General features: G+C 39.8%; 10 protein-coding genes and 1 tRNA gene. 3 read left to right on the top strand and 8 right to left on the bottom strand.

The features are described 5' to 3' along the window. Positions 1–58: 58 nt before the first annotated feature. Positions 59–1,840: a type I restriction enzyme endonuclease domain-containing protein gene (locus ACM0OT_RS06625; protein WP_414563602.1), complete on the top strand. Its 1,782-nt coding sequence runs from the start codon at positions 59–61 to the stop codon at positions 1,838–1,840. 477 nt (positions 1,841–2,317) lie between these two features. Here the strand turns inward: ACM0OT_RS06625 and ACM0OT_RS06620 are convergent, their stop codons facing one another. Both ACM0OT_RS06620 and ACM0OT_RS06615 read right to left on the bottom strand, forming a co-directional pair. Next, positions 2,318–3,556, bottom strand: a complete 1,239-nt coding sequence (locus tag ACM0OT_RS06620) for a tyrosine-type recombinase/integrase (protein ID WP_414563601.1) — start codon at positions 3,554–3,556, stop codon at positions 2,318–2,320. Between the two features lie 231 nt (positions 3,557–3,787). Next, positions 3,788–3,859, bottom strand: a tRNA-Cys gene (locus ACM0OT_RS06615). A gap of 392 nt (positions 3,860–4,251) precedes the next feature. On the opposite strand from ACM0OT_RS06615, the gene cpdA reads away from it, so the two are divergent. Continuing rightward, the gene (gene cpdA / locus ACM0OT_RS06610) at positions 4,252–5,049 is read left to right on the top strand and encodes a 3',5'-cyclic-AMP phosphodiesterase (RefSeq protein ID WP_414563600.1); all 798 of its coding nucleotides are present in this window, start codon (positions 4,252–4,254) and stop codon (positions 5,047–5,049) included. On the opposite strand, the gene ACM0OT_RS06605 is transcribed toward cpdA, so the two are convergent. Continuing rightward, the gene (locus ACM0OT_RS06605) at positions 5,046–5,645 is read right to left on the bottom strand and encodes a chromophore lyase CpcT/CpeT (protein ID WP_414563599.1); all 600 of its coding nucleotides are present in this window, start codon (positions 5,643–5,645) and stop codon (positions 5,046–5,048) included. The two genes, cpdA and ACM0OT_RS06605, sit on opposite strands and share 4 nt — an antisense overlap. Before the next feature lie 165 nt (positions 5,646–5,810). On the opposite strand from ACM0OT_RS06605, the gene ACM0OT_RS06600 reads away from it, so the two are divergent. Continuing rightward, positions 5,811–7,028, top strand: coding sequence for a tetratricopeptide repeat protein (locus ACM0OT_RS06600; protein WP_414563705.1), 1,218 nt, complete (start codon positions 5,811–5,813; stop codon positions 7,026–7,028). A 139-nt stretch (positions 7,029–7,167) separates the two neighbouring features. On the opposite strand, the gene ACM0OT_RS06595 is transcribed toward ACM0OT_RS06600, so the two are convergent. The 5 genes from ACM0OT_RS06595 to ACM0OT_RS06575 all read right to left on the bottom strand — a co-directional run bounded on the left by ACM0OT_RS06595 (position 7,168) and on the right by ACM0OT_RS06575 (position 12,949). Continuing rightward, positions 7,168–8,433 carry a glycosyltransferase gene (locus ACM0OT_RS06595; RefSeq protein ID WP_414563704.1) on the bottom strand — a complete coding sequence of 422 codons (1,266 nt, stop codon included), beginning with the start codon at positions 8,431–8,433 and terminating at the stop codon, positions 7,168–7,170. A gap of 112 nt (positions 8,434–8,545) precedes the next feature. Next, positions 8,546–9,808, bottom strand: coding sequence for a glycosyltransferase (locus ACM0OT_RS06590; RefSeq protein WP_414563598.1), 1,263 nt, complete (start codon positions 9,806–9,808; stop codon positions 8,546–8,548). Positions 9,809–10,018: 210 nt separating this feature from the next. After that, complete coding sequence (locus tag ACM0OT_RS06585) at positions 10,019–11,278, bottom strand: glycosyltransferase (RefSeq protein WP_414563597.1); 1,260 nt, start codon at positions 11,276–11,278, stop codon at positions 10,019–10,021. A gap of 142 nt (positions 11,279–11,420) precedes the next feature. Then, complete coding sequence (locus ACM0OT_RS06580) at positions 11,421–11,888, bottom strand: DUF2141 domain-containing protein (RefSeq protein WP_414563596.1); 468 nt, start codon at positions 11,886–11,888, stop codon at positions 11,421–11,423. Positions 11,889–11,965: 77 nt separating this feature from the next. Then, positions 11,966–12,949, bottom strand: a complete 984-nt coding sequence (locus tag ACM0OT_RS06575; protein ID WP_414563595.1) for a glycosyltransferase family 2 protein — start codon at positions 12,947–12,949, stop codon at positions 11,966–11,968. Between the last annotated feature and the right edge of the window lie 152 nt (positions 12,950–13,101).

The raw sequence follows: 13,101 nt of genomic DNA, 5'->3' as shown, positions 1-13,101 counted from the left end.
TCACGGCATGGTTGCTGGATATGGCTTTTGCCGCCACTTTACTTCAATACCCTAAAAAATGTCAAATGGGTTCTATAACTTCCGCCAATCAATAGAAGATAGCGCCACAGTTCCCCTCTATTACGAAAACCGAATTCCTGAATTGCAACTCACCAATGATGCACTCAATGAAGATATGGCAGAAATCATTGAGTCAGCAACACTGGACGAGGAAGAAGAGGAGAAATTGGCAAGACAATGCGCCAGAGAATATCAATTAATTACCAGAGATGACCGATTAGAGAAAATCGCTCAAGATATTGTCACCCACTTGCTGGGTAGAGGATACCAAGGGAAAGCAATGATTGTCAGCATTGACAGATTTACTGCTGTCAAAATGTACAACAAAGTTCAGCACCACTGGCAACAACACCTGCAACAATTAAAAAATCAACTTGCTGAGTCTAATTTAAGCGAATTTGAACGCAAAAAATTATCAGTAACAATTAAATATATGGCAGAAACAGATATGGCAGTAGTCATATCTCAATCTCAAAATGAAGTAGAAGCATTCCAGCAAAAACAATTAGACATCACTCCTCATCGGCAAAGGTTAGTGAGTGAATCTCCGCCACTAGATGAAAAATTCAAAGATGCATCTCATCCCCTACGCATCATCTTTGTCTGCGCCATGTGGATAACTGGATTTGATGTCCCCAGTTGTTCCACCATTTACCTCGACAAACCAATGAAGAACCATACTCTCATGCAAACCATTGCCAGAGCAAATCGTGTCTTCCCAGGTAAAGTCAATGGACTGATTGTTGATTACATTGGTGTCTTCCGCGATTTACAGAAAGCACTAGCTATTTATGGTTCCGCATCTGGTGGTGGTGTTCAAGAAGGAGATACCCCAGTTAAAGCGAAAACTGCTTTAGTGGCACAATTGAGAGAAGCGATCGCAGAAACCACAGCATTCTGTACCCAAAAAGGCATTGATTTTACTGTCCTGGAGTTAGCACAAGGTTTTGCACGCACCAAGTTTTGGGCAGATGCAGTGGAATGCATCATTATTAATGATGATGCCAAAAAAACTTATCTTTCCCTAGCAGGTAACACTAACAAACTCTACAAAGCTATCCTCCCAGATCCTGCTGCCAATAAATTTACTGCTATTAATGCTCATTTGCAGGCAATCAAAGACCAAATTCTGGCAGAAGTACCAGAAGTTGATGTGTCCGAAGTGATGGAACAAGTGGAGGAACTGTTGGATCTGTCCATCACTGCTGGGAAATTTGTCATTCAGGAATCCCACTCTCAACGCATCGACTTGAGCCAAATCGACTTTGAAACATTAAAAAATAAATTTGCTCGTACTGACTACCAGAGAACAGAGACAGAAAAACTCAAAACTGCGATCGCGCAAAAAGTCCAGCAGATGGTGAGGTTAAATAAAACTCGCATCGACTACCTGGAGAAATTCCAGCAGATGATTGCACAGTACAATGCTGACTCCCGCAACGTGCAGATGTTCTTCAATGATTTGATTAACTTTGCTCAGGAATTGGGTGCTGAAGATAAAAGAGAGATCGCCAAAAATCTCTCTGAAGAAGAATTAGCAATTTTTGATTTACTGACTAAACCTGAAATTCAGTTGACTAAGCAAGAGGAACAGGAAGTTAAAAAAGTTGCTAAAGAATTACTGAAAACTCTCAAACAAGAGAAATTAGTTTTGGATTGGAAGAAGAGACAGCAAACCAGAGCAAGAATGAGAATCCTACGATGCTCGCACAGGCAATACCTCCTAAAGTTATTAGGATCGGGAAAAATCTTTGTTTTGGCTCACTTGGCTTTTTCATAACGACTTGATTTTTATGATTAAAATCATAATTCATCCAAAACTGTACTCAGTAAAATAACTGTTGTCAATAGTAATAATTGGGTTATAAATGTTTTTATCCTATTCAAAAACCTAACTGTTACCGATACTGGGCAATACGAGTAAGCAGGATTAGATTTTTCAAAGCTCGTAGTCAGGGAGCATCCCAATTTTGGAAAAAGAGGGAAAGAAGCGAGTATTATTCGCTATTTATCATCGCGGATAGTTTGGGGGTGTAAATGTGTGCAGACAGCATTAATCCTGGCAGGGGCATAGAGACAGACACCGAATAAAGCGCGATCGCATCTTTGTCCTATTTACACAAGTGCTAAAAGTTAATGAACAAGGTGATCATCAGTAGTGGGTTTCAGTGCAAAAGCTATTTTTATCAGATCACCGTATTTTTTTATTGGCACAATTGCTTTGTAGGCGATCGTCTATGTTTGTAATGCAACAAATTTATAACTCTGGCACCTGTAAGTTACGTTTATTACCTGCGTAATGCTTGTAAATAATTTCTGGAGAGTTGCCAACCCACCTTCCTACATCCTTCGCATCAATATCAGCTTCCAGGCAAAGAGTAATAAAAGTGTGTCTGCATTGGTAAGGTTTGCGATATTCGCTGACTACACCCTGTTTTACAAGTTGAGTTACGATTCCATCTATGTGTGTTCCACGCTGATTTTTGTAACCTTTCCAAGCATGATTGAGAAAATCTCCAAAGTCTACTATGCCGCCTTTCTTGCTTCTAAAGATAAAATCTTCTGGGTTACAGTTATCAGGTTTGATAGAGTCTAAAATTTTACGTTGCTGACTATTAATCGGAAAACGTCTTTGGCTTTGGGTTTTTAATCCATCTTTGAGGGCTAACCCTTTAGTACTGATGGTAATTGCTTGCTCAAAGGTAATATATTTATCACTGATATGTTTCCATTGTAGAGCGATCGCTTCTGATGGTCTACACCCAGTAAAAAATAATAATTTTACTAAAGGAGCATAGTAGCTGTAGAGTTTGCTCTCCTCAAATGCTTGGATTATGATATCCCGTTCTTCCTTAGTAAAGGGATTGATTTCATATTCAGCCGATTCTGACTTTGGTATCTGAATATCTTTTGCCATACTTTGGAAGGGATTGGATTCGATTAGCTGACTCTTGAGTGCCCAATCACAGCAAGCATTAATATTTGTCAAAGTACGTTTAGCTGCATTAGCACTGAGATGTGCAACTAAATAGTCTCGAATTGCGATCGCATCATCTAAGTTTTTAGTTGGTAAGCTAGCAATGTGATTGCGATATTTTCGATAGTCAACCGCATAAGTAGAAGGGCTAACTTGAGGTTTTTTAAACTCAGCATATTTTTCCCATAATTCTCCCAGGTCATGCTGGGGAGTAGCAGAAGGAATACTTGAAGTAATTGGGTTAACAGTGCTTAATGAAGCTGCTGGCTTGTATTTAAGTAAACTGGCATCAAACTCACCATAATCAATATCCCTCTGGATTTTTGCTGCTAAAGTCGATGCTTGATGTCTTCCAAGAGGCGTATCATCATGTCTCGTGGAAAGATAGAAACGTTTGGTTTTAAGCTCTCCATCTGGAGTAATGATTGGATGGGAAAAAACTAATTGAAGCCTACCGTTAGAGTTCTTTATCTGTACAGAACCCCGACTGGCAATACTTTGAGACTTTTTAGGCTGCATAGGGGTAATTAACTGAGGTAAACACCTTGACCCTTTCACTTTACCCCAGTTCTACCCCAAAAAGACTTCTGGGGTAAAAACCTTTGCCTTACATTTTTACCCCAGTTTTACCCCAGAAGTTTATCCAAACTACTCGAAATAACCCCAAAAATCTCTGAAGGCTCTGGAAGCAAGCCCTGGAACTCTCATTAAAAAAGGGCTTGCTAGCCCTCTAATGCTTATATTTCTTCAAGGCGACACCCGGATTTGAACCGGGGGATGGAGGTTTTGCAGACCTCTGCCTTACCACTTGGCTATGTCGCCGCGCTCATAATTAACTATCATACCAACATTTTAGCTAAATTGGTACCCCCAGAAGAGAAAATTTTGCTGCTTATCAAAAAATTTAATCGTTACTGGCATTTTGACATCCAGGGCAATGGTAAATATTTTTGTCCAATTACTTATTGCTGACTAGACATTTGTGGAGATAGCGTGAAGAATTGATGAATTTTTGCCAAGGATGAGTGACGTAAAATACCAAAAAAAGGCAATATCACTCTTAAGATGGATGAAAAATCAGGTTTTTTAAGAAACTACATGTCTATATGTGGTTTTTAGTTCTATGATGACATGAAAATCGTTCAAACCTGGATTAGTATAAGTTCCCTAAAGACGAATCAGATGTTAAGACACCCACACGGCGATCAGTAAAAATGAATCAAGTGTCTCCCCTATCAATTGCTCAGGTGACAGATATCCATCTGTTTGCTTCGGAACATCACCAAATGCTAGGAATGCCTACTACACAGTCTTTACAGGCAGTTATAGAGAGATTAAAGAAACTAAGGACTGAACTTGATTTGCTACTGCTGACGGGAGATTTATCTGGCGATGGCACGCCTGAATCTTATGAAAACCTGCAAAACTTACTAAATCCACTACAAGTACCAACTTACTGGCTACCAGGGAATCATGACTGCGCGATCGCAATGGATGACATCTTAAGTATAGGGATGATTTCCCGCCGTAAGTCTTTTCAGCGCGGTGGTTGGAATTTTATCTTGCTTAATTCTTCTGTACCTGAATGTGTGCATGGTTATCTTACAGGTAATACCCTAGATTGGTTGGACTCTGAGTTAAAAATGCTGGGAAATAATCCTAGTGTAGTAGCTCTACATCATCCACCTTTTCTAGTTAATTCTGCCTGGTTAGATAGCAGCAGTCTCAAAAATCCCCAAGAATTTTTTGCAGTTCTAGATCGCCATCCCCAAGTCAAGTTAGTTTTATTTGGTCACGTCCACCAAGAATTTCAACACCAACGTCATGGGGTTGATTACCTCAGCACTCCATCGACTTGCATTCAGTTCCAGTCAAACAGCCCAAATTTTCTCATTGACCAACAATTCCCAGGATTTCGTTTGTTGAAACTATACCCCAATGGCAGTTGGGAAACTTCTGTTGAGCGAGTTCCTTATGGCTATCCATTGGAGTTAGCCGCCACAGGTGCTTAAGAGATTGTAATTTTCACTTCATCGGCAAAACTGTGTTTACGCACAAAGTGAAATGGGCCAGCGACAGACCCCCAAATATGTTCATTGGTATCTAAATCACGTCCTCGGTCAAGGCTGATAAATCTCTCTTCGCTAATTTCAAACTCACTATCTAAATAGGTTTTTTGCCCTTTGCGAAAGACAATGCAACCTTTCCCTGGTTCTACTGTGCCTTGAAAGCTGTTACCAATCCACTCTACATTCATGTTACAGCCTGGTAACTTTTCTAAGTCGTCACTTTTTAGGGTTTTCAGGCGTTCCAGGTCACGAGATGCACCGTAAAACTTTTCTTCTTGCTTAACAGTGTAGTTTTCAATTTGGATGCGATCGCCTGCGGTTACCAATTTTAATACCCGGACACGATATGGGTCATTTAGCGTATAATCATAAGCTTGCTCAACAAATAAACTCACTCCCGACAATACATCCCAAGGTAGAGGACGCATACACACGCGAATATGGGCAAAAAAAGGCGGGTTTTCAAAAGCTTGTGCTTGATTACTAAAGTCAGCTGCCATCCAACGGGCTAAGGTGGCAATATCTGTGGAATTAGTCATTACAGATGATCAATGGTTTTTTTTATTATCTTGCACGTATTGTAAAGCTTAGGGGTAAGGCGGTGGGGAGAATTTTAGTTTTGGATGCGTCAAACAAGTTGGCAGCTAGGATTGTTAGAAGCAATTCTCAATCCAAAATCCAAAATTTTATTAGGTAAAGTATTTATGTTAAGACGTTTATGTTTTACTGTTACTTGCGCTATAATCTGGCAACTGAATGGTTCTTTAGCACTTGCAGAGAGTAAAAAGCCCCAACAACCAGATCAGTTTCCTCCCAATCCCCTAGAAATTACCACACCTGATCCTTTACTACCGCCTTTAATTGACAAACAGCAGTTAACTCTCCCAGAACTGCAAAGCTTAGAGACAGCGCTGGATCAATTAAATCTAGAAGCAGCGGCAAAATTGCAAACAGGTGATGAGGAAGCAGCATTCGATATCTGGAATCGGGAACTCCGCTTGCGGCGATATTTGGGTGCGTTAGCAGAGGTACAAGCATTATCACGGGTAGGTGCCATCGCCTGGAATGAAAATAATAATGAACAGGTACAATATATTACTCAGCGATTACAAACAATTCAAAAGCAAGCACAAAGCTCAAAAATTGTAGACTTAGAATTAATGCGATCGCTTGGTGAAGCTTACCAAAAAGTGCGATCGCCTCAACTGGCTCTAGAAGCTTACAACCAAGTTTTGGCAACCGTGCGCCAACAACAAGACACCAACGCCATCTTGCAAACTCTCAATACCATTGGAGAACTGCATCTACTTTGGTTTAATTACCCCCAAGCCGCCGCCATCTACGAGGAATTACTGAGTTTACCCCCAGGCGATCGCCAAAACCAATTAGTATATCTACAGCAGCTAGCTTATATTTATCAACAAGCAAGACAACCCCAAGAGTCGCTCAATGTCTTAAATAAGCTCGTCGAAATTTATGAACAGGATAATAATCCGAATAAAATCTCAGAATTGAAACTAGCGATCGGCTCCAATTATGAATCCCTAGCACAGCAAAATCCTAGTTTACTACGAGAAGCATTTAACAACTATCAAACCGCTTACGTCACCGCCTGGCAATCACAGCAATATGCTCGTGCAGGTGAAGCTTTGCAGAAATTAATTCTCCTTTATCGTTCTCAAGGACAAATAACCGAAGCTTTGCAAGCCAGTCAAATTCTCATCGAGACACAAAAGCAAGCCGTCAATTTTTATGGCATGATGCAAGCCTATGACCAAATTGGGCAATTGTATCTAGAACAAAAAAATTATCCTCAAGCACTCACAGCTTTTCAACAAGGATTACAAATAGCACAACAACTCAAACACGAAGAATCATATTTTACTCAGCAGATTGAAAAAGTACCAGCCGCTAATTTTTAAGAAACCAAATAAAAATGTTTGCTCCTAGTCAGGACTAAAGTCCTGTCTTTAGAGACTTCAGTCCCCACTACAAACCTTTTATCATAATAAAATACCAGAGTATATCTATACTCTGGCATTTATCTGTTTTATTTGCTAATTAAGCCTTTGTTGATTCTAATTTCTCCGATGCTTGAACCAGCTGATAAAGTCTGGCTTCAAACTTTTCTGTACACGCCGACCAATCATATTGAAGTATAGAAGGACGAGCTTGTGCAGTCATTTCTGCTTTAAGTAGAGAATTTTTCAGAATTGTCACCACCTTCTGGGCAAAATCTGCGGGGTTGTTGGGTTTAGCTAAAAAGCCGTTGTGACCAGGAAAAACCTGCTCGGCAGTTGAAGGTGCAACCACAGCAACTACAGGAGTACCAGAAGCTAAAGCCTCGTTATTTGTAGTACAGAAATTTTCAGTCGCTGAGGGATTGACAAATATATCTGCACGAGCAAACCAACCCAACAGTTCAGTACCGTGAGATTCACCCCATACAGTAATCCCAGATTTAAACTTGCTAGCACGTCGCCGCAATTCATCATCAAGGGGGCCACTACCAATAACCACCAAATGAATATCAGGAATTTCAGCAGCAATCAACGGAAACATCTCTATCAATTGCATCACATTCTTTTCCGCCGTAATCCGTCCCACAAACAAAATAGTTGGTCTGTGGTCATCAGGAATAGGGTTGTAGATAATATTTCGGGGATGAAATTTTTCACAATCAATTCCCTGATAGGGGAGATATTCACCACGTTGACAGTTCAGCAGTTCATACTTATGCAGTTGTTCTCGAGAAGAAAACAAATTAGCATCATAAGCCTCAGTGGATTGCTTAACTAACATGGGAATAATCGGACGCATCAAGTTAAACCACTGTTGGCCTAAGTAATATTGGATATAGGCAACAATGTCAGTATGAAAGATAGATATGATGGGAGTACCTGTTTTTTGAGCGTATTCCACACCAATTGAACGACCATAACCTTGCAAGAAAAGTGAGTAGAAACCCCTCATTTGTGGAGCCTCTTCAACTACTATAATATCGGGTTGGAAGTTTTCTAATAACTTAGTATCGCTCCAATGTCGATAATTTAGTGGTTGGGGTAGAGACTTGTAAAAAATCAGCGGGCGTGTGGGAAATGCATAAGCACAAAAATTGGGAAAAGGCAATAATTCATCCAGTCCTGGCATGGGGCGATCGCCCACATTTTTAGGGTACTGGTCGTTGATTTCTGGATGGATCAGAAAAACTTCATGACCTTGTTGTAGTAACCAGCGGACTCGCTGGTGTACTGCCGCGGAAACACCAGTCAAAAAAGGAGCGTACAATCCTGTAAACAGCGCAATGCGAAGCGGTTGCTTGTTCATCATTTTAGTAAATTTGTGTATTTGTATTCAGAAAAAAAATGGTATTTTTAAACTTGAATACCTGTTTGCACTGATAGAGTTAGATTTAGGATTTGTTCTGCAAACAACATGATCAATTCAAAGAAATATTTGGTGTAACAGGTTGATCTAACGACTGATAAGGGCGATATTGGACTAACCGAATCCACCAAGGCCCTTTAAATTGATAGGTGATACCGCGCCACTTTACTTTTTGTATCCACAGGGACAACAACATTGCTAACCCATACACCCATTGTGTCAAGGGAATTCCAATTAACATCTTGACAATTGTGGCAACTGAGAAATTTGTGCTTAGTTGACTATGAGAGCGAATGACTAGCTGTACCCCTTGCTCTAAGAAAAGTACGATCAAGAGTTGTGCCACCACATAGCTGCCATAGCAGCTAAAAGATAATACCGCAGCATACCATTGTCCAGTGAATAAAGCTGCTACAAACAATACACTCAAAAGAAGAGGAAAAAGTATTGTTAAAATCGCGTTGCCAATGACAGCCAACCAGCAGGGGTGATAAAGTCGGCAAAAAAGTAATTGACGTTGCATCCAATATCTTAAACTAGGTAAATCGCACTCTTCCTGATTGAGCATCATCAGGGAAGGCACGAACTTGACTTGCATGTTATGTTTACCCAAAATTCTACGCATCATCGTATCCTCACAGAAAGCTTTCCCCCATTTGTCTAGCAATCCTGTTTGGTAAATTACTTCTGTTTTCATAGCCAAACTCCCACCCCAAGGAATTCCGTATATATACATCTGCACCACTGCTGCAACATTCCAGATGTACCTCACCAGAGTCCCCCAATAATTACCTGTAGGCGCATACCAACGGTTACCCGTTGTCGCCCCGACTTGCGGATCAGCTAGAGGACTGACTAATTCTTGCAGCCAATTGGCATGAACAATTGTATCGGCATCGACTAAAGCCACTGCCTTGTAGGAATCGTCCAAATCCGTAACAGCTTGTATTAAAGAACTACATTTGAGACTGCAATTTTTGCGTATAATTCTTAAAGGTCTAATTTGAACATTAGTCGCTCCTTGCTCCTGGATAATATTAGTAGCAATTGACCATGCAGGATCTTCCATCCGATCAATGACCAGCTTTAAATCATATTGTGGGTAGTTCTGATTTAATAGTGCCTTTAAACAATCCGATAAAAACGGATCGGCTCCACGTAGACAAAGAATCACTGCCGTTTTTGGTAATTGTTCATCTGGCAAGAGGTTTTTTTTATATGAGCATAGACACCATAAAAACATCAGCATGAAACAAACCTGAATAGCCAGGCCAACAGATAAACATCTACATAGGAATATTACTAAGTTGTTCATCTTTAATTCCTTGTATGCGATTGACCTTGCGAGATGAACCAGAACCTAATTAAAAAACATAGGCAATATCTCCGCCCCATTTCTTAATGATTGCTATTACAAATTGTTGGTTGATTTATCCTAATTTGCCTTCACAAATATAATTGAGAAATTTCTCTTCCTCGTCTGCTAAAGTGAAAATTATGTTAAGATGCGCGGATTGACATTAGCTCAAAGAGAAATTTTGCTATCAATAGGTTGATCTAACAAATCATAAGGATGGTATTCAACTAATCGGATATTCCAGGGGTTTTGCACTCGATAAACAATACCGCGCCATTTAACTGTTGACATCCACAAAGAAGATAGCATTGCCAATCCATACACCCACTGTGTTAAAGGGATGGCAATTAATATTTTGCCTACTGTAGCAACTGACAAGGGAGTCATCGGCTGACCTTGAAAGCGAATTACTGGACTTACTGCTAACTCTAATATCAGTGTTAACAAAAGTAAGCCGATGGTATAGATACAATAAGTAGCCAACAATATCATTGCCAAATCCCATTGAGTATCGAGCAATGACAAGATAAACACCACTATGGCTAGAGAAGGAAACAAGATACTAGAAACAGCATCACCAATTATAGCTATCCAACGAGGATGATAAAGTCGAGAATAAAATAGTAACCGCTTCAGAGAGTCCATGAAGCCAAGTAAATCACATTCTTCCCGATTCAGCATAATTAAAGAAGGAACAAGCTTGACCTGCATCCCATGTTGTTTGAGGATATTATGCATCATCAAATCTTCACCGAAAGCTTGTCCCCACTTCTCTAATATTCCTGTGTGACGTAGCACATCTGTTTTGATAGCCAAAGTCCCGCCCCAAGGAATGCGAAATAAGTACATCTGCACAACTGTAGAGACGTTACCGATGTAGCGTACTAAAGACCCCCAATATTTACCTGTAGGCATATACCAACGATTACCTGTCGTTGCGCCGATTTTGGGATCAGTTAAGGGACTAACTAATTCACGCAGCCAATTAGCATGAACTATTGTATCGGCATCTACTAAAGCAACTACCTTGTAAGAATCATCTAATTCCGACACAGCTTGCAGCAGCGAACTGCATTTGAGACTACAGTTGTGGCGAATTATCCTCAAAGGACTGATTTGGAAATTGCTGGCTTCTTGCTTTTTGATAGTTTCGTTGACAACTTCCCAAGCCGGATCATCCTGACTATCAACAATTAGCTTTAAATCGTACTCTGGGTAATTTTGATTTAATAGGGCTTCGATACAATTGGGCAAATACGGATCGGCTCCACGTAAGCAAAGAATCACTGCTGTTTTAGGTAACTCCTCATCAGACAATATTTTTTTGTGACTTAAGTGGATGTAGAACAGAAAAACCAAAGCTAAACACATTTGAATAGCCAACCAACCCAGTAAAGACTGAGATAGGAATATTGTCAACTCTTTCATATATAGTCTCCGGCAAATTTTGCCTTGTTGACTGAGGTGGGAGGTGGGGGATGCGGATGATAGGGAGATGAGGAGATGGGGGATGAGAAGATTGTTTAGAAGTTTTTCTTATCCCTTATTCCCTACTCCCTACTCCCTATTCTTATGAATCGAGGGAATATTTCATGAAAATGTTGATTTTGGTATTTTGGTTCATGAAGAAACTGGCATCATGAAACTTAGGTGTACCTGTGGCTATGGAAACAGTGGGATTTTGGGAAATTCCAAAACCTTCCTTGGGAATGCCAAAAAAGTCTGTGTTCAACTTGCGATCGCCATTTTGGTCATCTATTACAGCAACGGCATAATTTCCAGGCTTCAAGCCAGAAAATGTATGAGTCAAAGTATTGCCTGAAGGCTGCACACAGGCACTTTTAAGAACATCATTAGTACTCATAGGAAATCCTTTTGCCTTAGAGTAAACTCCCATGCAAATCTCACCCTTTTGTTTATTGATTCCATTCACTACCACTGTCAGCGTTGCTGTAGTGTCTGCATTCACGGTTTTTGCAAAGCTGAGACTTAATAAACTAGCTAGCAAAAGATAAGGAAGATGAGTTATTTTCAGCATGATTTGGTTATTTTTACCAGTAATTTTTGTTTTGCATTCACTGTTACAACACCCTTTTATTGTTAAAACCAAATTATTTAAGAAATAATCTGCTGTTTTTGAGTAACAGAATCCTGCCAACGTTGCCAGACTGTTCTTGCTGCTTTTAGTAAATCTTTGAGCAAAAGATATTCACTACCCCTCAACTGTTGATAAATACTGATATGGCAACGTACGCGCTGATAAATACTTAATTCAAACAGGTATATAGAAAGCATATATTCCCAAACTATTCTCCAATGTGGAAACAAAATTTTTCCCTTTTTTGAAGAATCAAACCACACTGTATAGGCATAAAAGTCAGGTAACATGCTTGGTGAGTATTTAGTTTTATTGTCTGTAAACAACAGATAATTGGGAAAAAACATACTCAAGGATTGCTCAGAATGAATTCTAGCAAAGAACAGATATTCGGGGATTTCATAAAATCGACCCAGTAAACCGAGTCTTAACAATAAAATGCCATCAGCCGTACCATAACTACCCATTAATGGTATTTGTTTTAGGGCACTGGTGCGAATTACTCCATAACATTGATAGCAGAGATGTTTGGTAAGTAATTCATGAAAACGCTCATGAGGTTTGAGTGAATCCGTATTGAGCTTGAGATTGTAGTTTTGTGAAAAATTGCCATTTTCGTCAATGAAATAAACGTGGGAATGACACAAAACTATTTCTGGATTATAATCAAGTACGGCAACACATTTTGCCAAAAAATCTACAGCATGTAAATCATCATAGGCAGCCCACTTAAAGTATTCACCTGTAGATAATTCAAAAACACGATTGAAGTTAAGAGAACAACCGATATTTTTTTCATTTCGATAGTAGCGAATACGTTGATCTTGGGCGGCGTATGCTCGACAAATTTCTTCGGTGTTATCTGTCGAAGCATTATCTGAAATAATTAGCTCAAAATCTGCAAACGTCTGAGCCAAAAGTGAGTCTAAGGCTGCTTGGATAAACTTATCACCATTGTAGACAGGCAATCCAATGCTTAATTGTGGTAGGGTCTTGCTCATCTGAAATAATGTTATTGAAAATTTTTCGACTACTTAACTAGATGTTGTATTGGATCTGGCGGTTTTCAAAGGCAATAGGGAACAGTAACCCACGCTGAAAATGCGGGATGACCATCAGGACATTTTGTTTACAGCACAAAGTTATGTAGATG

The organism is Anabaena sp. CCY 9613 (assembly GCF_963920895.1).
In the GTDB taxonomy this organism is placed as follows: domain Bacteria; phylum Cyanobacteriota; class Cyanobacteriia; order Cyanobacteriales; family Nostocaceae; genus Cyanocohniella.
This window is presented reverse-complemented; position numbering and strand designations above follow the sequence as displayed.